This window comes from Streptomyces sp. NPDC056144, assembly GCF_042264145.1.
Taxonomy (GTDB): domain Bacteria; phylum Actinomycetota; class Actinomycetes; order Streptomycetales; family Streptomycetaceae; genus Streptomyces.
Window position 1 is genome coordinate 96,182 of sequence record NZ_JBHJVF010000014.1, and the last position, 22,248, is coordinate 118,429.

Here is a 22,248-nt window from a genome sequence, read left to right on the forward strand (position 1 = left end):
TCAACCGATCGGCTGACCCGCCTGTCCACCAGTGTGCGTGAGGAGGGCAGCCGGACCGTGGACCGAAAGGCCCCGGGGGCGGCCACAGGATGGATCTCAGAGCGAACGGGGCACCCGGCCTCCGCCTCCTTCTCACCTCACGGAGTTCCTCATGAAGAAGATCCTCTTCGGTGCCACCGCTGCCGCTGTCGTCGCCGCCGGTACCTTCGGTGCCGTCTCCGCGAACGCCTCCGCCCCGGCCGCCGCCCCCGCCGCCGTCGTGAAGGCCGACGCGGGCAACGACAACCTCCAGCAGTCGACGCACCTCACGATCGAGGCCGCGACGAAGGCCGCGCAGGCCACGCTCGACGCTGCCGAGAAGGAGAACCAGCGCGTCTCCGTCGCCGTCGTCGACCGCAACGGCAACACCATCGTCACCCTCCGCGGCGACGGCGCCGGCCCGCAGTCCTACGAGTCGGCCGAGCGCAAGGCCTTCACCGCCGTCTCCTGGAACGCCCCGACCTCCGTCCTCGCGGGCCGCCTCGCCAACGCGCCGACCCTGAAGGACATCCCCGGCACCCTCTTCCTCGCCGGCGGTGCCCCGGTGACCGCCAAGGGCGCCCCGATCGCGGGCATCGGCGTCGCGGGCGCCCCCTCCGGCGACCTGGACGAGAAGTTCGCCCAGGCCGGCGTCGCCGCCCTCGCGAACTGACCCTCTCGGGTCACCCTCGACTGGCGGTGACGCCCGGTTCCCCCGCCGGGCGTCACCGCCGTTTTCGTGCGAATTGTGAACACTGCCTAGGATCGGTACGTGGATGTGTACGCGCACGTGAGCAGGCGCCGCCGCTTCGGCGCCGCAGCCGGCCTCCTCGCCCTCGCCGTCCTCGCGGGCGCCTGCGACGACGACGCCACCGGCGTACGGGGAACGCCCGGGGCCGCCGGGCTGCGGGACCCGTACTTCCAGAAGCTCGGCAACGGCGGCTACGACGTACGCCACTACGACCTGACCCTCGCCTACGACCCGGCGAGCGGGCGGCTCGACGGCAGCGCCGCGATCACCGCGCGCGCCACCCAGGACCTCAGCGCCTTCAACCTCGACCTCGCCGGGCTCACCGTCACCGGCGCGCGCGTGAACGGCGCCACCGCCGCGCAGAACAGGGCGGGCGACGAGCTCACGATCCGCCCCCACGACGACCTCCGCGAGGGCGACGAGTTCACGGTCGACATCACCTATTCGGGTGTCCCGGAGCCGGTCACCGACGCGGACGGCTCGAAGGAGGGCTGGCTGCGCACCGACGGCGGCGCGGTCGCGGTCGGCGAACCCACCGGGTCGATGACCTGGTTCCCAGGCAACCACCACCCCTCCGACAAGGCCACCTACGACATCCGGCTCACCGTCCCCGCCGGGCTCGAAGCGCTGTCCAACGGCGTCAGGAGCGAGCTGCGGACGGACCCCGACGGCCGGGTCACCTCCGTCTGGCACACCGCCGAGCCGATGGCGAGCTATCTCGCGACCGTCGCCATCGGCCGGTACGACACGGCGTCGGCGACCGGCCCCGGTTCCCTGCCCGTCCTCACCGCCGCCGAGCCCTCGGTCGCGAAGGCCAGCGCGGCGCTGCGGGGCGAGATCCCGGAGATCCTCTCCCGTCAGGTGAAGCGTTTCGGCCCGTACCCGTTCTCGGCCGCCGGGGCGACCGTCACCGAGGACGGCACCCTCGGGTACGCCCTGGAGACCCAGACCCGCCCCGTCTTCCCCGCCGCCTCCTTCGACCGCACGACCCTCGTCCACGAGCTGGCCCACCAGTGGTTCGGCAACTCGGTCACGCCGGAGACCTGGAAGGACCTGTGGCTGAACGAGGGCTTCGCCACGTACGCCGAATGGCTGTACACGGAGGAGTACGAGGACGTCCCCGCCCAGTCCCACTTCGACCGCGCCTACGCCCAGGACGCCAACTGGGCCTTCCCGCCCGCCGACCCGCCCGCCGCTGAGAACCTCTTCGACCCGCCCGTGTACCAGCGCGGCGCGATGGTCCTCCACCAGCTGCGCGAGACGGTCGGGGACGAGGCCTTCGACGAGATCCTCCAGGGCTGGCCCGCGAAGTACCGCCACGCGAACGCGTCGACGGAGGACTTCACGGCGTACGCGGAGAGCGTGGCGGGCGCGGACCTCAAGGAGGAGCTCGACGAGCTGTGGAAGGTCTGGCTGTACGGGGACGGGAAGCCCGCGAAGCCGTAGGGGGCCGCCGGGCCGGTCAGACCAGGCTCTTCCGCATCACCACGCACGCCCGGCCCTTGGCCAGGTCCGGGCGGCGGTCCGTCTCCTCGTACCCGAGGGACGTCCAGAAGGCCAGCGCCTTCGGGTTGTTCTCCAGGACCGCGAGGCGCAGCCCCTCGCGCCCCCGGGCGCGGAAGCGGTCCTCGACGTACGCGGCGAGGCGGCGGCCGTGGCCCGCGCGGTGTTCCCCGGCGTGGACGAGGAGCAGGCCGAGCCAGGGGTCCGGGTCGGCCGGGTCGGGGTGCCGGCCGAGGGTCACGGCCACGGCGACGAGGCGGCCCTCGGAGCGGGCGAGGAGGACCTCCGCGGACGGCTCGGCGAGGTCGTCGGCGAGGGCCGCGGCGACCTGCTCGGGCCGGACGTCGGCGGGGTCCGGGAAGTCGCCGCTGAGTTCGTGGAACTCCTCGTTCGACGCGTAGAGCGCGGTGAGTTCGGTGAGCAGCGCGCCGGGGAGGGCCGCGCCGTCCTCCAGGGCCTTGGGGGCGAGCGTTTCGACGATCACCCGGCCGAGCGTAGAGCCCCCGCCGGGGATCCCGGCGGGGGCTCGGTGGCGCTGCGGGTGCTTCTTAGAGGTTCACGCCGAAGTCGCGGGCGATGCCCTCAAGGCCGGAGGCGTAGCCCTGGCCGACCGCGCGGAACTTCCACTCCGCGCCGTTGCGGTAGAGCTCGCCGAAGACCATGGCGGTCTCGACGGCCGCGTCCTCGGAGAGGTCGTAGCGGGCGATCTCGGCGCCGCCGGCCTGGTTCACGATGCGGATGTACGCGTTGCGCACCTGGCCGAAGTTCTGCGAGCGGCTGACCGCGTCGTAGATGGAGACCGGGAAGACGATCTTGTCGACGTTCGCCGGGAGGCCCGCGAGGTTGACGTTGATCTGCTCGTCGTCGCCGCCGCCCTCGCCGGTGCGGTTGTCACCGGTGTGGACGATGGTCTGGTCCGGCGTCGACTTGTTGTTGAAGAAGACGAAGTGGCCGTCGGAGACGACCTTGCCGGCCGCGTCCACGCCGATCGCCGAGGCGTCGAGGTCGAAGTCGGTGCCGGTGGTGGTGCGGACGTCCCAGCCGAGGCCCACGGTGACGGCGGTGAGGCCGGGGGCCTCCTTGGTCAGGGAGACGTTGCCACCCTTGGACAGGCTCACAGCCATGGAAAGTCCCTACTTTCGTCGTGATGTCGTCGCTCGCCTGGAGAAACGCGCTTCCGCCGCCCACGGTTCCCGGATGCGGCGTCGCGAAAACAGGATGACTCCCCGGGCCCCCTCCGGGGAACATGGATGACATGTCCGGTCCCTATCCCATCCGCGGCTCCGTCTCGCTTCCCGAGGCCGAGCTCCAGTGGCGTTTCTCGCGGTCGTCGGGGCCCGGCGGGCAGCACGTCAACACCAGCGACTCGAAGGTGGAACTCCGCTTCGACCTGGCCGCCACCACCGCACTGCCCGAGGTGTGGAAGGCCCGCGCCCTGGAGCGCCTCGCCGACCGCCTGGTCGACGGCGTCGTGTCCGTACGGGCGTCGGAGCACCGCTCCCAGTGGCGCAACCGAGAGACGGCCGCCGTCCGCCTCGCCGCGCTCCTCGCCGAGGCGACGGCACCGCCGCCGAAGCCCCGCAGGGCGACGAAGATCCCGCGCGGGATCAACGAGCGGCGGCTGCGGGAGAAGAAGCAGCGCTCGGAGACGAAGCGCACGCGCCAGTCGCGCGGCGGCGGCGACTGGGGCTGACGGGCCGCCGAGTCCGTCAACTCAGGTGGCGGTCAGTCAGGTGGCGGTCAGCTCAGCTGGCGGTCAGCTCAGGTGGCGGTACTTGCCCTGGAAGTACGTCAGGGGGCCGCTGCCGTCCGCCGTCGGCAGGCCGGCCGTCAGGACCCGTCCCACGACCAGCGTGTGGTCGCCGGCCACGACCCGGCTCTCCGTCCGGCACTCCAGGACCGAGAGCGCCCCGTCGAGGAGGAGCGCCCCGCTCGCCTCGCCGCGCGTGTGCGGCACGCCGTCGAAGAGCAGGCGGTCGCTGACGCGGTTCTTCATGGAGAACCAGCCGGCGACCTGCCGCTGGCTCTCCGCGAGGACGGAGACCGCCCACAGGGGCTGTTCGGCGAGCAGGTCGTCCATGCGGGAGCCGTTGCGGAGGCTCACGAGGACGAGCGGCGGGTCGAGCGAGACCGACATGAAGGCGGTGGCCGTCATGCCGACGTCCTCGCCGCGCGGGCCCTCGTCGGGCGCGTGCGCGGTCACCAGGACCACGCCGGCGGCGAGGCGGGACATCGCCGCGCGGAACTCGTCGTTGCTCACCCCCTCAGCATGCGGGATGGCCAGGTCGGTGACCGGCGGGGCGGCGCGGAGCGGGAGAGGGGTCGTCTGGAGCACACCCGCACGCTAGTCCGAGCGCGGAGAGCGCCGCATCGGGCCCCGGGACCAGACCCGGCATCCCCCGACGGTCCTAGGACCGGTGCCGGTGAGGTCCAGACCTCGCCCAGGGGTTGCACGCGACCCGCCATGACCTGCTGTGACTTGAGTCACAGAGGGCACTATTTGCTGACCCTGTGTACCGAGTGCACAGCTCACTGTGATTCAGTGGCAGGGACAGTGAGCACGAAGCCGATGAGAACCCTGGAGTTGCTGTCGAGGTCTCGGGGAGAGCGAGCGATGGAGACCGAGTCGGAGCCGTACGTCCGTCTCTCGACCCTGCGGCAGCTGCATCAGGTCGTGGCGGATCTCAACACAGCCCGCAGCCTTGCGGACACCCTGCAGACCGTCGCCGACGGTGTCGTGACCGGCCTCAACTACGAGCTGGCCTGCGTCAACCTCGTACGCCCCGACGGTGACCTCGTCGTCGCCGCCTTCGCCGGCAGCTCCGCCGCCGAGGCCCTGATCACCGGCCGCGTCGGCTCCCGCGCCTCCTGGGACCGCCGCCTCGCCATGGGCGACGCCTGGGGCGACCTGCGGTTCATCCCGCACACCGAGGGCTGGGTCCTCATGGAGGACGACGTCCCCCAGTGGCACACCGACGGCCCCGCCCCGCGCTTCGAGGACGAGTGGCACCCCCACGACCGCCTCTACGCCCCCATGTACGCCTCGGGCTCCGGCCGCGAGCTGCTCGGCGTCATATCCGTCGACCGCCCGCGCAACGGCCGCCACCCCGGGCCGTGGGGACAGGAGGCGCTCCAGATGTACGCCTCGCAGTCCGCCATCGCCATCAGCAACGCCCGGCTCCGCTCCAACATGCAGCGCGCCCTCGTCCGCCTGGAGCGCGAGCAGCAGGCCCTCAGGGCCTCCGAGGAGTCCTTCCGCCAGGCCTTCGAGTACGCCCCCTCCGGCATGGCCATCGCCGAGATGGGCGGCGACCAGCACGGCCGGCTGCTCCGCACCAACGACGCCCTCTGCCGCCTCCTCGGCCGGCCCGCGTCCGTGATGCGCCGGTACTCCTTCGCCGACCTCGTCCACCCCGAGGACATAGGCACCCTGCTCCGGACCTCCGCCGAGGGCGGGCGCGCCGAGCTGCGGCTCGGACGGCGCGACGGCACGTACGTCTGGGTCTCCCTGCGGAACTCCGTCGTCGCCGACACCGCCGACGGACCGCGCTTCCTCCTCACCCACGTCGAGGACATCGAGGAGCGCAAGCGCCACGAGCTCCAGCTCGCCCACCGGGCCTCGCACGACGCCCTCACCGGCCTCCCCAACAGCGCCGAGCTGCGCTCCCGGCTCTCCTCCCGGATCTGCGAGCGCCCGGCCGCCCAGACGGTCGGCGCCGGCGGGCCGTACGCGGGGTACGAGGGCGGTGGCCACGAGAGCGGCGGCCACGACGGCGGATACGGCGGCGCCGCCCGGTACGAGAGCGGAGCCGACGGGGGCTACGACTCCGGCTACGAGTCGGGCTACGAGTCGGGCTACGACTCCCCGTACGAGCACGAACACGAGCACGGCTTCGGTTTCGACGCGGGGCACGGCGCCGGGCCGTACGACCACCACGTCCACACCGTCGCGCCCGCCGCCGCCTCGGGCGAGGCCGACGACGGGACGAAGGGGCTCGCGGTCCTCTTCTGCGACCTCGACGGCTTCAAGTCGATCAACGACCGCTTCGGGCACCACACGGGCGACGCGGTCCTCGTCGAGGTCGCCCGGCGGCTCACCACCGGCGTCCGGGACGGGGACACGGTGGCGCGGCTCGGCGGCGACGAGTTCGTCGTCCTCGCCGACGGGCTCGGCTCGGCGGACGCCGCCGACCTCGCCGTACGGCTCCGGAACGCGATCATTCCGCCGATCCGGGTGGACGGGCGGGCGGTCCGCGTCGGGGCGAGTTTCGGCATCGGCTGGGCCGAGTGCGGCATGACCGTCGAAGAGGTCCTGAACTCCGCCGACCAGCGGATGTACGTGGAGAAGCGCTCGCGCGCCAAGGTCCACCGCAGGGCCGGCTGAGGCTCCGTCGCCTCTCCCGCTGTCAAGGCCCTCGCCGGGCGTTGGTCTGTTCGAGGTAGGCTCGGCCGGTCGGCGACGGCTGGCGAGCATGGAGAGGAAGGCCCGGATGGCTGCCGGAAACGACGGCGCGAACAAGCCCGAGGACGACGATCCGTTCGGCTACCTGTACGCGGATGGTCAGGCAGCGGGCGCCCAGGCGCCGCAGGGCGGCGGCTACGGCTACCCAGGCCCCGCGCCCGCGCAGCCCGGCGTGCCCCGGACCTCGTACAACCAGGTCAGGACGGTCGGCGAGCGCCAGTACGGCGGCGGCCCGACGATGGGCGGCCAGCAGGGCTACCTGCCGCCGCAGCAGCAGGCCCCGTACGGCCAGCAGCCGGGCCATCAGCAGCCCCCCTACGGCCAGCCGCACGCGCAGTACGCGGCCCCGGAGACGTACGGCCAGCCGCCCCGCCAGACCCCGCCGCCCCTGCCGCCCCAGCGCGGCGGCGGCGGCCGCGGCCCGAACACCCGCGGCCTGCTGATCGGCGCGGTCGCGGTCGTCGCGGTCGTGGTCGTCGGCATCGCCGCGGCCGTGATCAGCAACCAGGGCGGCGACAAGAAGGACGACCAGGCCGGCGGAGGCGCCACCTCCTCGGCCGCGCCCTCCCAGCAGTCCTCGGAACAGCCCCCCACCAAGGCCCCGAGCACGGAGCCGACGAAGGTCGAACTCCCGAAGCAGGACGCGGCGACGCTGAAGCTTGGCGGCTCGGCCGCCACGGACAAGGTCACGCCGGGTGCCGAGGGCGCGAACGGCGTGTACGTCTCCGGCTTCAACCAGGTCGGTTCCTCGGTGACCTGGAAAGCGAAGATGCCGACGAAGGGCTCGTACCGCCTGACCGTCCGCTACGCGATCCCCGCGGTCGACGCCAACGCCACCCTGACGGTCAACGGCAAGGCCAACTCCTCGCCGCTCGGGCTCAAGAACTTCATCAAGTCCACGGACCCGAACCTGGAGAAGAACTGGCAGACCACCTGGGCGCCGGTCGACCTCCAGAAGGGCGACAACGAGATCAAGATCTCGTGCGAGACCGGCAACCAGTGCGACGTGCTGCTCGACTGGCTGGAAGTCACGCAGTAACGGGGGTGACCGCCACCTTCGGCAGCAGCTCCGCGTAAGCCGTCGCGTCGTACTCCCCGGCCACCGGGGAGAGGACCGTCGCCGCCGAGAGGGCGACCGCTCGGGCCAGGCGGTCGGGCCAGGGGACGCCGTCCACCAGGCCCGAGAGCAGGCCCGCCACGGCCGAGTCGCCCGCGCCCGTCGGGTTGCCCTTCACCGGGGCCGGCGGGGCCGCGCGCCACAGGCCCTCGGGGGTGGCGGCGAGGAGGCCCTCGGGGCCCAGGGACGAGATCACGGCGTGGGCGCCGCGGCGGCGGGCGTCGCGGGTGGCGCGGTGGGGTTCGCGGGAGCCGGTGAGCTGGGCGAGTTCGTCGGCGTTCGGCTTGACCAGGTCGGGGCGGGCGGCGATGCCCCGGCGGAGCGGTTCGCCGCTGGTGTCGAGGAGGACCGGGACCCCGGCCGTACGGGCGAGCCGGATCAGCTCCGCGTACGCGCCGACGTGGACGCCCGGCGGGAGGCTGCCGCAGAGGGCGACCGCCGCTGCCCCGTCGAGGAGTGACGTGAAGCGGGTGCGGAAGTCCGTCCACTCGGCGGGCGTGATGCCCGGCCCCGGCTCGTTCAGCTGGGTCGTGTCGCCGGTCGCGTTGTCGACGACCGCGACCGTGCGGCGGGTGGGGCCCGCCGTCTCGACGAGTTCGTCGCGTACGGGAGTGGCCGCGAGGGCCTCGCGGAGGGTCGCGCCCGTCGCGCCGCCCGCGAAGCCGGTGGCGACCGTCTCGTACCCGAGGGTGGCGAGGACGCGGGCGACGTTGAGCCCCTTGCCGCCGGGGCGCTCGATCACCTGCGTGACGCGGTGGGAGGCGTGCGGGGTGAGGGCGGGGACCCGGTAGGTCAGGTCGAGGGCCGTGTTGAGGGTGACGGTGAGGATCATGACGCGGCCACCCTCCGTTGATGTCTGTGTCGGCGGGCACCGATCATGCCAAAGGAACGGCGGGCGGCCCAGACCTGTGACCGACCGCCGTTTCCCTGCGGTTCAGGCCTTCGTCGGGTCGACGATCCACTCGCCCTTGCGCATGACGCCCTTCAGGGTGAATTCCGCGTCCAGGACCACGATGTCCGCGTCCTTGCCGGGCTCCAGCGAGCCGACCCGGTCGTAGACGCCGAGCAGTCGCGCCGGGTTGGCGGAGATCGCCTGGACGACCGACTCGACGGGGAGGCCGTCGATCGTCGCGGCGCGCTTGAAGGCGCGGTCGAGGGTGAGCGTCGAGCCGGCGATGGAGCCGCCCTCGACGAGCCGGGCGACGCTGTCCTTCACCTCGACCTCCATCGGGCCGAGCATGTAGGTGCCGTCGCCGAAGCCGGCCGCGTCCATGGCGTCGGTGATGAAGGCGACCCGCTCGGCGCCCGCGTGGTGGAAGGCGAGCTCCAGGGCGGCGGGGTGGAGGTGGGTGCCGTCGTTGATGAGCTCGACGGTGATCCGCGGGTCTTCCAGGAGCGCGGCGATGGGGCCGGGCGCGCGGTGTCCGAGGCCGGGCATCGCGTTGAAGAGGTGGGTGGCGACGGTGGCGCCCGCGTCGATCGCGTCGACGGTCTGCTCGTACGTCGCGTCGGTGTGCCCGATCGCGGCGATCACGCCGTGCTCGGCGAGGAGCCGTACGGAGTCGATGCCGCCCGGCAGCTCGGTGGCGAGGGTGACCATCTTGGCGTGGCCGCGTCCGGCCTCGACGAGCTTGCGGACGTCGGCCGGGTGCGGGTCGCGGAGCAGCGTCTCGTCGTGGGCGCCCTTGCGGCAGGGGGAGATGAACGGGCCCTCGAAGTGGAGGCCCGCGATGTCGCCCTGTTCGGCGAGCTCGGAGAGCAGTCCGGCGCGCTGGACGAGGAAGTCCATGTCGCCGGTGACGAAGGAGGCGACGACGGTGGTCGTGCCGTGCTCGCGGTGGGTGTGGACGCCCTTGAGGACGTCCTCGACCGTGCCGGAGGTGAAGGAGCCGCCGCCACCGCCGTGGTTGTGCATGTCGACGAAGCCGGGGACGAGCCAGTGGCCGGTGAGGTCGATCGTCTCGGCGCTCTCGGGAGCCGCGCCCGCGATGCGCTCGCCGTCGACGATCACGCGTCCGTTCTCGACGATCCCGGTGGGCAGCACGACGTGTGCGCCGGCGAGAACCTTGTGATCGGCCATCAGGCGGAAACCTCCGAGTCGGTGGGGCGCGGGGCGTGCTGGTCGGCCCGGGTGGCCTGGTCGTGCCGGTCGGCCTGGTCGTGCCGGTCGGCCTGGTCGTGCCGGTCGTGCCCGTCCTGCCGGGCGGCGAGCAGGTCCCACGCGAGGAGGCCCGCTCCCAGGCATCCGGCGGTGTCCCCGAGGGCCGCCGGGACGATGGCGGGCAGCTTCTGGAACGTGACCCGTTCCTCCACCGCGGCCCGAAGTGGTGTGAACAAGGTTTCCCCGGCTTCGGCCAGACCGCCACCGATGATGAGCGTGCGGGGGTCGAGGAGGGTGAGCGCGGTGACGAGCCCGTCGGCGAGCGCGTCGACGGCCTCCTGCCAGACGCGGGCGGCGAGCGGGTCGCCGGAGGCGACGGCCTTCGCGCAGTCGGCGGCGTCGGCGTCGGGGTCGCCGCAGGCGGTGGCCCAGGCGAGGGAGACGGCGGAGGCGGAGGCGTACCGCTCCAGGCAGCCGCGCTGGCCGCAGCTGCATTCGATGCCGCCGGGGCGGACCACGATGTGGCCGATCTCGCCCGCGTAGCCGTGGGCGCCGGTCTCGATGCGGTCGGCGATCCCGATGGCGCCGGCGATGCCGGTGCCGAGGGGGATGAAGAGGAAGCGGTCGGCGCCGTTGCCCGCGCCGATCCGGCCTTCGGCGAGGCCGCCGGTGCGGACGTCGTGGCCGAGGGCGACGGGGACGCCGTCGAGCCGCTCGCTGAGGAGGGCGCGCAGCGGTACGTCGCGCCAGCCGAGGTTGGCGGAGTAGGCGGCGATGCCGTTCTCGGCGTCGACGATGCCGGGTACGGCGACTCCGGCCGCGGCGGCGGGTTCGCCGTACCGCTCCTCGCCGAGGGCGCGGAGCTCCGCGGCGAAGCCGAGGATGGTCTCGACGACCGCCTCGGCGCCGCGCTCGCGCTCGGTGGCGCGGCGGGCCTCGTGGAGCAGGGTGCCGTCCGCCCCGACGAGGGCGGCTTTCATGCCGGTGCCGCCCACATCCAGGGCGATGACGTGTCTCACGGGGGACAGTCTGTCGCGCGGCCCCCTCATAGGTCTAGTCCACTTACCTGGATTGTTGCGCTCGGATACAAATTCGGGACCCCTGCTGGACACCTCATGGGTCCATGGTCCCGTCGGCGTTGCGCAAGCGATACGTGAGTGGACTAGACCTCTCGCTCGGCGGCAGGGGAGACTGACGGCTCTCTGCGGGACGGATCCCGCAGCGCGATCGGCTCAATGACGAGCAACTGACGACCAAAGGTGGATGAGCCGTGGAGCGGCGACGATTCCTTGGACTGACCGCGGCCGCCGCCGCCCTCGGACTGACCGCGACGGTCTCCGGATGCGGCGTTCTCGGAGGCGACTCCGGGCCCGTGACCCTCAGACTGGTCGCCGCCGACTACGACCTCACCGGCGGGGACACCACCAAGAAGTACTGGAACGACCTCGTCGCCGCCTACGAGGCCGAGCACCCCGACGTCAAGGTCGAGGTCAGCGTCGAGTCCTGGACCGACGTCGACCGCAAGGTCGCCGAGATGGTCAAGGCCGGCGACGCCCCCGACATCGCGCAGATCGGCGCCTACGCCGACTACGCCGCCGACGGCAAGCTGTACCCCGCCGACGACCTGCTCTCCATCCCGGTCCAGGCCAACTTCCTGCCCGCGCTCGCCGCCGCCGGGGAGACCGACCGCATCCAGTACGGCCTGCCGTTCGTCGCCTCCACCCGCACCCTCTTCTACAACAAGGCCCTCTTCACCTCCGCCGGCGCCAAGCCCCCCACCACCTGGGACGAGCTGGCCGCCGCCGCGAAGAAGCTCAAGGACGACGGCGTGCGCACCCCCTTCGCGCTGCCCCTCGGCCCCGAGGAGGCCCAGGCCGAGGCCATGATGTGGCTGCTCAGCGGCGGGGGCGGCTGGACCGACTTCAGCGACCGGTACGCCGTCGACTCGGCGGCCAACGTCGCCACCTTCGACTGGCTCAAGGACGACCTCGTCGGCAAGGGCCTCACCGGCCCCGTCGCCCCCGGCAAGCTCGACCGCAAGGCCGCGTTCGCCTCCTTCGCCGCGGGTGACGTCGGCATGCTCAACGGCCACCCCTCGCTCCTCAAGGAGGCCGCGAAGAAGGGCGTCCAGGTCGGCCAGGTCCCGCTGCCCGGCATCGACGGCAAGCCCGACAGCTCCATGGGCGTGGCCGACTGGATCATGGGCTTCAAGGAGAACGGCCACCGGGCGGAGATCGGCTCCTTCCTCGACTTCGTCTTCAGCGACGAGAACGTCCTCAAGTTCGCCGGGGACAACGACCTGCTGCCCGTCACGGTCAGCGCCTCCACCACCATGGAGAGCGACCCGAAGTACGCCCACCTGCACGAGTTCCTCGCCGCCCTGCCGGACGCGCAGCTCCCGCCGGTCGGCAAGACCTCCTGGGCCACGGTCAGCGAGCGGATCAAGCAGAACATCGGCAGGGCGGTGACCCCGGCGGGCCGCCCGGCGGAGGTGCTCGCCCAGATCGGACAGGCGGCGACGGCGGCGGAGGCGGCCGAGTAATAGGTTGAGCGTATGAGCGAAGAGACGGCGGGTGAGGGCGACGAGGGCCTCGGCGAACGCGAACGGGCCCTCCTCGCCGTCGAGCGCCGCTCCTGGCCCGGTCCCGGGGCCAAGGAGCGGGCCGTGCGCGAGCGCCTCGGGCTCTCGCCGACGCTCTACTACCAGCTCCTCAACGCGCTCCTGGACGACCCCAGGGCGCTGGCCCACGACCCCGTGACGGTCAACCGCCTGAGGCGGGTGAGGGACGAGCGACGGGGGAAGCGGTAGGGGCAGGAGGGACCGGAGGGATGACTCCGGTCACGCTGACGTGAGCCGGGACCCTCGCTAGGGTCGTGGACATGGTCAACAGCCTCCCGCACCCGACCACCCCGACAACCCCCGCCGGCCGCGAGGGCCTGGCGGCCTTCCTCGCACGGCCCTCCGAAGCCGTCGTCGCCCTCGACTTCGACGGCACGCTCGCCGAGATCGTCCCCGACCCCGAGCGGGCCCGCGCCCACCCCGGCGCCGTCGAGGCGCTCGCCGCCCTCGCCCCCGAGGTCCGCTCGGTCGTCGTCGTGACCGGCCGCCCCGCAGGGGTCGCCGTACGGTACGGCGGCTTCGCCGGTGTCCCCGGCCTCGAACACCTCACGGTCCTCGGCCACTACGGCGCCGAGCGCTGGGACGCGGTCACCGGAACCGTACGGGCCGCAGCCCCGCACCCCGGCGTCGCCTCGGTCCGCGCCGAACTCCCCGGCTTCCTCGACCGCCTCGGCGCGTGGCCGGGCGTCTGGATCGAGGAGAAGGGCCGCGCGGTCGCCGTCCACACCCGCCGCGCGAAGGACCCGGAAGGCGCCTTCGAGGCCCTCAAGGGCCCCCTCGGCGACCTCGCCACCCACCACGGGCTCGTCCTGGAGCCGGGCCGCATGGTCCTGGAGCTCCGCCCGCCGGGCATGGACAAGGGAGTGGCGCTCGGGAAGTTCGTACGGGAGGCGGGCGCGGGTTCCGTCCTCTACGCGGGCGACGACCTCGGCGACCTCCCCGCCTTCGCGGCAGTCGAGAAGCTCCGCTCGGACGGCATGCCGGGCCTGCTGGTGTGCAGCGGCTCCTCGGAGGTCGAGGAGCTCGCGGACCGCGCGGACCTGTCGGTGGACGGCCCGCCGGGCGTCGTCGGCTTCCTCACGGAACTGGCGCGGGCGGTACGGAAGCCCTGAGGCCCGGATCTTCTCCGACTTGAGGACTATTCGGCCCGCACGGCGTACCCGCCGGTGTGTCCGGGGACTCCGCCGCGCCCCCTGTGGGTTGATCGAGGCCCCCTTCGGCATCCCGTGACGAGGAGCCCGACGTGACCCACCCCAAGCCCTCTGCGGCCCCGTCCCCACGACGAGGCGGTCCGACCCCGGCCAGACGCGGCGCGGTCCTGCTCGCCGCCGCCGCGTTTCCCGTGGCGCTGCTGGGCCCGCTGGCCGCGCCTGCGGCAGCGGCTCCCGTGAGCGTCACCTTCACCCCTGGCGCGAACCAGCCCTTCACCGTCCCCGCCGGTGTCACCCAGCTGACCGTCACCGCCACGGGCGCCGCCGGGGACAACGGCCAGTACGGGGGAGTGGGCGGCGACGGCTCGACCGTCACCGGAACCGTCAACGTGCCGGCGGGCACGACCACCCTGTACGTCAACGTCGACACGGGCGGCGGCGTGTCGGGTGGCGACGGAGGCGGCGGCGGGGGCGGCGGAGCCAGCGACGTGCGGACCTGCGACTCCACCAGCCCGGGCTGCACCCTGACCGGCGTCAGCGCCACCGACCCCCGGCTCATCGTCGCGGGCGGCGGCGGAGGCGGCGGAGTCGGCGTCGAGTTCTCCCCCGCTCCCGAGTTGACCGGAGGGGACGCCGGGGTCACCGGCCAGACGGGTGGCAGCAGGCCCGGCAGCGGCGCAGGGGGAGAGGGGGGAACGCAGACGACGCCCGGCGCGGGTGGAGTGGCATGCCCCGACGGTCCCGTGCCCGGACCTCCCGCGCCCGGCACCCCCGGCGGTGCCGGTACCGGCGGCAACGGCGGCAACCCCTTCTCCGGCGGTGGCGGCGGAGCCGGCTGGTTCGGCGGCGGTGGCGGAGGCGGCTGCGAAGGGATCACCGACGGGGCCGCCGGGCCCGGCGGCGGTGGTGGCGGCTCCAACCGCGTTCCGGCGGGCGGCACTTCGGGCCAGGCCACCGGCCCGGCCGCGGTGACCATCACGTACGAACAGCCGGGCGGCGGCAACGGCGGAGGCACGGGCGGCGGTTCGCTCCTGCCCATCAGCCTCAGCGGCGTCCTGCCGATGTTCAACAACATCAGCGTCAACAACAACCTCAAGAGCCCCGGCGCCACCAACGTCACGCACCAGACGCTCCACGCGAACGGTTCCTGAGCGGCGAGGTCAGAGACGTCCGGCGCGGGCGAGGAGCAGATCCACGACCCCGGTCAGGTCCTCCTCCCCGCTGCCGACGGCCAGCCGTCGTTCCTCGCTGACGCGCCGGTCCTCCGCGGTCCGCACCGATCCTCAGCGGTCCTCAGCGGTCCCGCAGGGACGACAGCTGGTTCAGGAACCAGCGTTGGGGCGGGAAGGCGGTCGCGGCGGCCGCGAGGCGTTTGGTGCGGTCGGTGCGGTCCGCGGGGGGCATCGTGAGGGCCCGGTGGAGGGCTTCCGCCGTGGCGGAGACGTCGAAGGGGTTCACGGTGAGGGCGTCCTCGTGGAGTTCCTCGTACGCGCCCGCCTCCGTGGAGAGGACCAGGGCGCAGCCCTGCTCCGAGACCACCGGTATCTCCTTCGCCACCAGGTTCATGCCGTCCCGCACCGGGTTCACCAGCGCCACGTCCGCCAGGCGGTACGCCGCGAGCGAGCGGGTGAAGTCGTCCTTCACCGAGACCAGGACCGGTTGCCAGGTCGGGGTGCCGAAGTCGGTGTTGATCTCGTCGGCCAGCGTTCGTACCGCTTCCGTGTACGCGCGGTACGACTCCAGGTCCTGGCGCGACGGGTACGCCGACGCCAGGTGGACCACCTTGTCGCGCCACTCGGGGTGGGTGGTGAGGAGCTCGCGGTAGGCCAGCAGGCCTCTCAGGATGTTCTTCGAGAGTTCCGTGCGGTCCACGCGGACGATCGTCTTCCGGGGGCCGACCTCCGCGCGCAGCGCGGCCAGCCGGTCGTCCACCTCGGGGGTGTGGGCCATCTTCCGGAGGTCGTCCGCGTCCACGCCCAAGGGGTGGACCGCCACGTGCGTCCGGGACAGGCCCAGCGGCTCCGCGCAGGCCCGGAACTCCTTCGCCCACGCCCTCGTGTGGAAGCCCAGCTCGTCCGCGCCCAGCATTCCCCGCAGCAGCTCCTCGCGGATGTCGTCCGGGAGCATCCGGAGGTAGGCGGGCGAAGCCCAGGGGGTGTGCGTGAAGTGGGCGATCCTGAGGTCCGGGCGCACCGCGCGGAGCTGCCCCGGGACCAGCGCCAGGTGGTAGTCCTGCACCAGGACCGCCGCCCCCTGCGCCGCCTCCGCCGCCAGCGCCTCGGTGAACGCCGTGTTGTACGCGCGGTACGACTCCCACAGGCGCCGGAACTCCGCGTCGAACACCGGCTCGCGCGGGATGTCGTACAGGTGGTGGTGCAGGAACCACAGCACCGAGTTCGCGATGCCGTTGTACGCGTCCGCGTAGACGTCCGGCGGGATGTCCAGCATCCGCACGCCGGGCTCCGCGACGCCCCTGCGCACCGCCTCCCGGTCGGCCTCGCTCAGCGCCGCGCACACCCAGAGGTTGTCCGGGGAGCTGATGCCGCTCAGGGCGGAGGCCAGGCCGCCGCCTCCCTTGCGGGCGTCGAGTTCTCCGTCGTCCCGGAGCGCGTACGAGACCGGGCCACGGTTGGATGCCACGAGAACGGTAGCCATATGGCGAACCTAGCCCGTCCCGTAAACGCTCAAACGTACGTATACGAGACGGGCTGATTCGGCCACCCTGCGTTGCCGCAGGTCAGGGGTTACTCGTCAGTCGCGTCGGCCGCGCATGGCCGCCTTCGCCACCAGGCCGGCCGCCGCCAGCGCCACGCCCAGCGCGCCGAGCAGCCACAGCCGCTCGCCGTTGCTGCCCGTCTCCGCCATCTGCCCGCCGGAGCCGCCCTGCGGCCCGGGGGCCGGGGGAGGCGGCGGGGAGGTGCGGGAGGACGTCGGCTGGTACGTCGGCTGGTACGTCGGGGACGTAGAGGCGGAAGCCGTCGGGGACACCGACGCGCTCGGGGACGTCGACGTCGGCGGGTCGGTCGGCGTCGGGGTCCGGTCCGTCGGCGTCGCCGTCGGGTCCGTCGGGGTCGGGTCCGTGGGGGTGGGCTCCGTCGTCGGGTCCGTGGGAGTCGGGTCGGTCGGGGTGGGCTCCGTGGTCGGGTCCGTCGGCGTCGGGTCCGTGGGGGTGGGCTCCGTCGTCGGGTCCGTCGGGGTCGGGCTCGTCGGCGTCGGCGTTGCCCCCGTGTCCTCCAGGACCGGGGTCACCACGCACGAGGGGTCCTCGCTGCCCGTGCCGCAGTTCGAGCGCGGGGTCTCCACCTCGACGCTGTTGCGGAGCTTTCCGTCGCCCGCCACCGGGTCCTTGATCTTCACGGAGTACGTGATCGTCGCCGTCTCCCCGGCCGGGATGGTCCCGAGGTAGCTGATCTTCGGCTCCGTGTACGTCGCCTCGCCCAGGTCCGCCTTCGCGTCCCCGGCGTAGTCGGCGTCGTCGAGGTTGCCCGTCAGGTCGTCGGTGAACTTCGCGTTCGGGTAGTCGATCTCGCTGATGTTCTTCGCGGTGACCGTGTACGTGAGGGTGTCGCCCGGCTTCACCTTCTGCGGGCTCGCCGTCTTGGTGATCTCCAGGTCGGGGACCGGCACCGAGAAGGCGAGGCCCGAGGGCACGTACGTGTCGCCGTTCGTGGAGAACGTCAGGTCCGCCTTGGTCGCGCCCGGCTTGACCGCGCCGTCCGGGATGTCGAAGGCCTTCGCGTCGATGCTCAGGTTGTTGACCGTGTTCGGCGCGACGGCGCCGTCGTCCTCGCTGATGAAGAAGTTGTTCGTGTTGCCCGTGTGGGACTCGGTGACGTTCTGGCCGTCGACCAGGAACTTGTCGCCGGGGGTGTTCCAGTCGCCCTCGTACGCCGTGACGCTCGCCCGCACCTTGCCGGGGCCCCGGTAGAAGCCGTCGACGGTGACGGTGGTGGCCGGCGAGGTCGACCGCTGGAGGACGTGGCCCCCGTACACGTACACGTTCCGCCGCTCGGGTGCCTTGACCGGGTCGGGGCCCGGGAACTTGTGGACGACGGTCAGGGACCAGCCCGCCACGCAGCCCTTGCCGTTCGGCGCCCAGAGGTTGCCGACCGCGACCTGCGCGTCCGTCCCCGAGACGCCCGCGAAGGCGGCGGTGACGTCCGACTCGCCCGTGTAGTAGTGCGGGCCGCTGGTGGTGGCCGGGTCGGTGACCATGGTGTCGATCGCGACCGGGACCGGGGCCCCGGAGCCGACCTTGATGACCGGGTTGGTCGTCGCCGGGTCGCCGGGGGAGGGGACGGCGTCGGCGCCGGTGATGTCGCAGCGCTTGAGCGCCGCGCCGCTCGGGCCCCGGTACGTGCCGTCGTTGCCGCCCCAGAAGAGGCGGGCGTACGCGACCTCCGCGCCCTCGGGGACCTTGACGTGGCCGATGCTGGAGCCGTAGCCGGTGTCCCCGACGCCGCCCAGGTCGATCCGCTGCATCACGAAGGTGTTGTTGTTGTCCGAGCCTTCGCCGTTCTTCGCGATCGCGCAGCGCGCGGCCAGGTCGGCGGGGTCGGTCGGGCAGCCCATGACGGTGTTGCCGATGGTCGTGAAGTCGCCGTACAGCGATTCGTCGTACCGCTTCCCGAAGGGCTCGACCACGTCGGCGTTGGCCTGCCCCATCGGGAAGAAGGCGAAGGCGAGCGACGCGACCGCAAGGCCGGTCGCCGCCGCTGTCCCCCGAAGGCTTCTGCTTCTGGCCCCGCTACTTCTCTTATGTTCCTCTTGTGTACTGCGCATAAGAGGGCAATGTAGGTAAAACGGACCGCGTGGCGATGTTACGCCACGCGGCGGTGTGCGTACTCCACGATTTCGGCCATCGGGGGCCGTTCCTCCGTGTCCACGTCGTACGTCCGAGGGACGAAGCCCTTCTCGCCGCGCTCGAACTGCGTGAGGCGGGGCCGTACGAGGTGCCCGCGGGAGAGCCGCAGTTGCGCCGTCCGGTAGATCGCCGCGGCCATCCGGCCCAGCGCCTGCCCGTCCTGATGGCGGTGCTTGCGCACGCCGACGTCCACCTGTGCGAGCCCGTCCAGGCCCACCGTGTGCAGCGCGTCGACGAGGAGCCCCAGCTCCACTCCGTAACCGACCGGGAAGGGCAGGCGTTCGAGCAGCTCGCGCCGCGCCGCGTACTCGCCGCCCAGCGGCTGCACGAAGCCGGCCAGCTGCGGCCAGTGGAGGTTGAGGAGCGGGCGCGCCACCAGCTCCGTCACCCGGCCGCCCTGACCAGGGGTGTCTCCGAAGGGCCGGTCGTACATCGCCTTCACGAAGTGGACGTCCGGGTCGGTCAGGAGCGGGCCCACGATGCCCGTCACGAAGTCCGCCGAGAAGTCCCTCAGGTCCGCGTCGACGAAGCAGATCACGTCCCCGCTCGTCACCATCAGTGACCGCCAGAGCACCTCGCCCTTGCCGGGCAGTGCCGGCAGCCGGGGGAGGACCTCGTCCCGCGCCACCACCCGCGCGCCGGCCGCCGCGGCGACCTCCGCCGTACGGTCGGTGGAGCCCGAGTCGATCACCACGAGCTCGTCGACGAGGGGCACGGACGCGCTCATCAGCTCACGGCGGATCACGGCGACGATGTCGCCGACCGTGGCCTCCTCGTTCAGCGCGGGCAGCACCACGCTGACCTTCGTGTTGCGCTTGGCGGCGAGGATCCGCTCCATCGGCCGGTCGGCCACGGACCAGGACCGCCGGGCCAGCCAGCGCTCCACCTCTTCCAGCACGTGATCTCCATCTCGCGGTACGGACGGCCCGTCCGAGCGCCCAGGCCTTCGGTTACAGTCTTGAGCAACGCGGATCCCCGATGCACGTCGGGGTGCCGACCGCGTTCCACAATCGAATACCGCTCATCCAGAGGGGCAGAGGGAAACGGCCCGTTGAAGCCCCGGCAACCCTCCAGTCGGTTTGTCTCGTATCCGCGAGGCCCCCGGCTAGGGAAGGTGCCAAATCCGTCGCATGGCGAAAAATTCGTCATGCGAAAGATGAGGAGAAAGGGCCTCGCCTCCATGGCTGTACAGACTGTCGCTTCCCCCGGTACCGACAACGCCGCCGCTTCCCCCGTCGACCTCGGTCCCGCTTCCGGACTTTCCTGTCGCGAATGCGGCGAGGTCTTCGCCCTCGGCCCGATCTTCGCCTGCGAACTGTGCTTCGGACCGCTGGAAGTCGCGTACGACCTGCCCACCGGTGACCCCGAGGCGCTGCGCAAGCAGATCGAGGCCGGCCCCGCCAACATCTGGCGCTACGCCCCGCTGCTGCCCGTCCCGGCCGACGTCGCCGAGAAGCCGAACCTGAACCCCGGCTGGACCAAGCTCGTCCAGGCCGACAACCTCGCCCGCGAGATCGGCGTCGCCCCCGGCAAGCTCTTCGTCAAGGACGACTCCGGCAACCCGACCCACTCCTTCAAGGACCGGGTCGTCGCCCAGGCGCTCGAAGCCGCCCGCGCCTTCGGCTTCACCACCCTCTCCTGCTCCTCCACCGGCAACCTGGCCGGCGCCGTCGGCGCCGCCGCCGCCCGCGCCGGCTTCCGCTCCTGCGTGTTCATCCCGCACGACCTGGAGCAGGGCAAGGTCGTCATGGCCGCCGTCTACGGCGGCGACCTCGTCGGCATCGAGGGCAACTACGACGACGTCAACCGCTTCTGCTCGGAGCTCATCGGCGACCCGCTCGGCGAGGGCTGGGGCTTCGTGAACGTCAACCTGCGCCCGTACTACGGCGAGGGCTCCAAGACGCTCGCGTACGAGATCTGCGAGCAGCTCGGCTGGGTCATCCCCGACCAGCTCGTCATCCCGATCGCCTCCGGCTCGCAGCTCACGAAGATCGACAAGGGTCTCCAGGAGCTCATCAAGCTGGGCCTCGTCGAGGACAAGCCGTACAAGATCTTCGGCGCCCAGGCCGAGGGCTGCTCCCCGGTGTCGGCCGCCTTCAAGGCCGGCCACGACGTCGTCCGCCCGCAGAAGCCGAACACGATCGCCAAGTCGCTCGCGATCGGCAACCCGGCCGACGGCCCGTACGTCCTCGACATCGCCCGCCGGACGGGTGGCGCGGTGGAGGACGTGAACGACGAGCAGGTCGTCGACGCGATCAAGCTGCTCGCGCGGACCGAGGGCATCTTCGCGGAGACCGCGGGCGGCGTGACCGTCGGCGTGACCCAGAAGCTCGTCGAGGCCGGTCTCCTCGACCCGGAGCTCACGACCGTCGTCCTCAACACCGGCGACGGCCTCAAGACCCTGGACGCGGTGGCCGAGACCTCGCAGGCGACCGCCACCATCCGCCCGAGCCTGGACGCGTTCCGCGACGCGGGCCTGGCCCACTGATCCCGCGCTCCGCAAGCGTCGCTCTGCAAGCGTCTCCGAGAGGTACGAAGACATGGCCGTGAACGTCCGCATCCCCACCATCCTCCGCACCTACACGGGCGGCCAGTCCGAGGTCCAGGCCGAGGGCGCGACCCTCGCCGAGGTCATCGCGGACCTGGAGAAGAACCACGCGGGCATCGCCGCCCGCGTCCTGGACGACCAGGGCAAGCTGCGCCGCTTCGTGAACGTGTACGTGAACGACGACGACGTGCGCTTCGAGCAGGGCCTGGAGACGGCCACGCCGGCCGGCGCGGGCGTCTCGATCATCCCGGCCGTCGCCGGCGGCTGATCACTTCCGAGTCGTTCCGAGTTTCGTGAATTGCCCCTTCCGCGCCATAAAGCGGAAGGGGCAATTCTGCATGGTTGAGCGGGGTAGAGTTGGGGAAGCCCCCTCCGCTGCCCGTGCCGCCCGCATATGAGAATGCGTCCTTGCACGTCAGGAAGCAGCCAAAGTGCGTGAGCGTTGTGTACGTTCTGCGCGTTTTGCCGGGCCCGACTTGCCCCGGAAGCCCGGGGATTATCCCCAATTCCCCTTTCAGCAGTGCCCAGAATTCTCGCCCGAATGGCCTGTTGCGGAGGGCAGTTGGGCAGATACATTCAGCGGCGGTCGACGCGTTCCGGCGCAGGGTCTGACCCGGGTTCCGCGAAGTGCGGGGCCCGCGCAAGGGCCAGTAATAGGGGAGTTAGGCATGGCTCAGGGCACCGTCAAGTGGTTCAACGCGGAGAAGGGCTACGGCTTCATCGCGGTCGACGGTGGTGCGGATGTTTTCGTCCACTACAGCGCGATCCAGATGGATGGCTACCGCAGCCTCGAAGAGGGACAGCGAGTCGAGTTCGAGATCTCGCAGGGCCAGAAGGGTCCGCAGGCGGACATGGTCAAGCTCGCCGTCTGAGCGCGGCGCGATCGGCCACCGACGCAACGCCGTCGAGGGGCCCGCATCCCTGAGGGGATACGGGCCCCTCACGCGTTCCCGGAGCGGTGCACCCCTCTCCCATGAGTGCGTCCCGATCATCGAGAGTCGCTTGCACTCTCCTAGGGCGAGTGCTAATCATTGGCGTTAGCACTCGGAAGGTGAGAGTGCTACGAGGATCGGGCAGACGAGGTCGCCGTCCGGGTGGGGCAAGGAACCACGC

21 protein-coding genes and 1 riboswitch are annotated in these 22,248 nt (G+C 72.1%); of the genes, 12 read left to right on the forward strand and 9 right to left on the reverse strand.

Features of this window, described 5'->3' with window-relative positions:
- Nucleotides 1-151: 151 nt before the first annotated feature.
- Together ACFC0Z_RS30815 and ACFC0Z_RS30820 are read left to right on the forward strand one after the other, a co-directional pair.
- Nucleotides 152-691: a heme-binding protein gene (locus ACFC0Z_RS30815; protein WP_376444889.1), complete on the forward strand. Its 540-nt coding sequence runs from the start codon at nt 152-154 to the stop codon at nt 689-691.
- Between the two features lie 105 nt (nt 692-796).
- The gene (locus ACFC0Z_RS30820; RefSeq protein WP_376445091.1) at nt 797-2,215 is read left to right on the forward strand and encodes a M1 family metallopeptidase; all 1,419 of its coding nucleotides are present in this window, start codon (nt 797-799) and stop codon (nt 2,213-2,215) included.
- 16 nt (nt 2,216-2,231) lie between these two features.
- On the opposite strand, the gene ACFC0Z_RS30825 is transcribed toward ACFC0Z_RS30820, so the two are convergent.
- Entirely contained in the window at nt 2,232-2,756 is a 525-nt protein-coding gene (locus tag ACFC0Z_RS30825; protein ID WP_376444892.1) for a GNAT family N-acetyltransferase, read from the reverse strand.
- Nucleotides 2,757-2,820: 64 nt separating this feature from the next.
- A complete protein-coding gene (locus ACFC0Z_RS30830; RefSeq protein WP_360799469.1) occupies nt 2,821-3,396 on the reverse strand; it encodes a TerD family protein in 576 nt (191 codons plus the stop codon).
- 122 nt (nt 3,397-3,518) lie between these two features.
- Between ACFC0Z_RS30830 and arfB the strand changes: the two genes are divergently transcribed.
- On the forward strand, nt 3,519-3,965 hold the full coding sequence (gene arfB / locus ACFC0Z_RS30835; RefSeq protein ID WP_360799472.1) for an alternative ribosome rescue aminoacyl-tRNA hydrolase ArfB: 447 nt from the start codon (nt 3,519-3,521) through the stop codon (nt 3,963-3,965).
- Between the two features lie 63 nt (nt 3,966-4,028).
- On the opposite strand, the gene ACFC0Z_RS30840 is transcribed toward arfB, so the two are convergent.
- Entirely contained in the window at nt 4,029-4,607 is a 579-nt protein-coding gene (locus ACFC0Z_RS30840) for a flavin reductase family protein (protein ID WP_376444895.1), read from the reverse strand.
- A gap of 279 nt (nt 4,608-4,886) precedes the next feature.
- On the opposite strand from ACFC0Z_RS30840, the gene cdgB reads away from it, so the two are divergent.
- Together cdgB and ACFC0Z_RS30850 are read left to right on the forward strand one after the other, a co-directional pair.
- Complete coding sequence (gene cdgB / locus ACFC0Z_RS30845; RefSeq protein ID WP_376444897.1) at nt 4,887-6,656, forward strand: diguanylate cyclase CdgB; 1,770 nt, start codon at nt 4,887-4,889, stop codon at nt 6,654-6,656.
- A 106-nt stretch (nt 6,657-6,762) separates the two neighbouring features.
- Nucleotides 6,763-7,773, forward strand: coding sequence for a CBM35 domain-containing protein (locus ACFC0Z_RS30850; RefSeq protein ID WP_376444900.1), 1,011 nt, complete (start codon nt 6,763-6,765; stop codon nt 7,771-7,773).
- Here the strand turns inward: ACFC0Z_RS30850 and ACFC0Z_RS30855 are convergent.
- The 3 genes from ACFC0Z_RS30855 to ACFC0Z_RS30865 form a co-directional block, all read right to left on the reverse strand.
- A complete protein-coding gene (locus ACFC0Z_RS30855) occupies nt 7,763-8,683 on the reverse strand; it encodes a 1-phosphofructokinase family hexose kinase (RefSeq protein ID WP_376444903.1) in 921 nt (306 codons plus the stop codon). The two genes, ACFC0Z_RS30850 and ACFC0Z_RS30855, sit on opposite strands and share 11 nt — an antisense overlap.
- 102 nt (nt 8,684-8,785) lie before the next feature.
- Nucleotides 8,786-9,931 carry an N-acetylglucosamine-6-phosphate deacetylase gene (gene nagA, locus ACFC0Z_RS30860; RefSeq protein WP_376444906.1) on the reverse strand — a complete coding sequence of 382 codons (1,146 nt, stop codon included), beginning with the start codon at nt 9,929-9,931 and terminating at the stop codon, nt 8,786-8,788.
- Complete coding sequence (locus ACFC0Z_RS30865; RefSeq protein WP_376444908.1) at nt 9,931-10,971, reverse strand: ROK family protein; 1,041 nt, start codon at nt 10,969-10,971, stop codon at nt 9,931-9,933. The genes nagA and ACFC0Z_RS30865 overlap by 1 nt, the downstream gene beginning before the upstream one ends.
- 251 nt (nt 10,972-11,222) lie before the next feature.
- Between ACFC0Z_RS30865 and ACFC0Z_RS30870 the strand changes: the two genes are divergently transcribed.
- From ACFC0Z_RS30870 to ACFC0Z_RS30885, 4 genes are all read left to right on the forward strand, one after another.
- Nucleotides 11,223-12,494, forward strand: a complete 1,272-nt coding sequence (locus ACFC0Z_RS30870) for an extracellular solute-binding protein (protein ID WP_376444910.1) — start codon at nt 11,223-11,225, stop codon at nt 12,492-12,494.
- Nucleotides 12,495-12,506: 12 nt separating this feature from the next.
- Complete coding sequence (locus ACFC0Z_RS30875) at nt 12,507-12,761, forward strand: DUF3263 domain-containing protein (protein ID WP_376444913.1); 255 nt, start codon at nt 12,507-12,509, stop codon at nt 12,759-12,761.
- A gap of 71 nt (nt 12,762-12,832) precedes the next feature.
- Nucleotides 12,833-13,684: a trehalose-phosphatase gene (gene otsB / locus ACFC0Z_RS30880; protein WP_376444916.1), complete on the forward strand. Its 852-nt coding sequence runs from the start codon at nt 12,833-12,835 to the stop codon at nt 13,682-13,684.
- Nucleotides 13,685-13,815: 131 nt separating this feature from the next.
- Nucleotides 13,816-14,874 (forward strand): hypothetical protein, encoded by a 1,059-nt coding sequence (locus tag ACFC0Z_RS30885; protein WP_376444919.1) that lies wholly within the window; start codon nt 13,816-13,818, stop codon nt 14,872-14,874.
- Nucleotides 14,875-15,016: 142 nt separating this feature from the next.
- Here ACFC0Z_RS30885 and ACFC0Z_RS30890 read toward each other — a convergent pair whose 3' ends face one another.
- The 3 genes from ACFC0Z_RS30890 to ACFC0Z_RS30900 form a co-directional block, all read right to left on the reverse strand.
- Nucleotides 15,017-16,378, reverse strand: a complete 1,362-nt coding sequence (locus ACFC0Z_RS30890; RefSeq protein ID WP_376444921.1) for a trehalose-6-phosphate synthase — start codon at nt 16,376-16,378, stop codon at nt 15,017-15,019.
- A gap of 96 nt (nt 16,379-16,474) precedes the next feature.
- Complete coding sequence (locus ACFC0Z_RS30895) at nt 16,475-18,388, reverse strand: hypothetical protein (RefSeq protein ID WP_376444924.1); 1,914 nt, start codon at nt 18,386-18,388, stop codon at nt 16,475-16,477.
- Between the two features lie 155 nt (nt 18,389-18,543).
- Nucleotides 18,544-19,485, reverse strand: coding sequence for a glucosyl-3-phosphoglycerate synthase (locus ACFC0Z_RS30900; RefSeq protein ID WP_376444926.1), 942 nt, complete (start codon nt 19,483-19,485; stop codon nt 18,544-18,546).
- Between the two features lie 120 nt (nt 19,486-19,605).
- Nucleotides 19,606-19,750, forward strand: a riboswitch (SAM riboswitch).
- A 17-nt stretch (nt 19,751-19,767) separates the two neighbouring features.
- Here ACFC0Z_RS30900 and thrC point away from each other — a divergent pair.
- The 3 genes from thrC (at nt 19,768) to ACFC0Z_RS30915 (ending at nt 22,007) form a co-directional block, all read left to right on the forward strand.
- On the forward strand, nt 19,768-21,075 hold the full coding sequence (gene thrC / locus ACFC0Z_RS30905) for a threonine synthase (RefSeq protein WP_376444929.1): 1,308 nt from the start codon (nt 19,768-19,770) through the stop codon (nt 21,073-21,075).
- 52 nt (nt 21,076-21,127) lie between these two features.
- Nucleotides 21,128-21,403, forward strand: coding sequence for a MoaD/ThiS family protein (locus ACFC0Z_RS30910; RefSeq protein ID WP_376444932.1), 276 nt, complete (start codon nt 21,128-21,130; stop codon nt 21,401-21,403).
- Nucleotides 21,404-21,803: 400 nt separating this feature from the next.
- Nucleotides 21,804-22,007 (forward strand): cold-shock protein, encoded by a 204-nt coding sequence (locus ACFC0Z_RS30915; RefSeq protein ID WP_015035246.1) that lies wholly within the window; start codon nt 21,804-21,806, stop codon nt 22,005-22,007.
- Nucleotides 22,008-22,248: the final 241 nt, after the last annotated feature.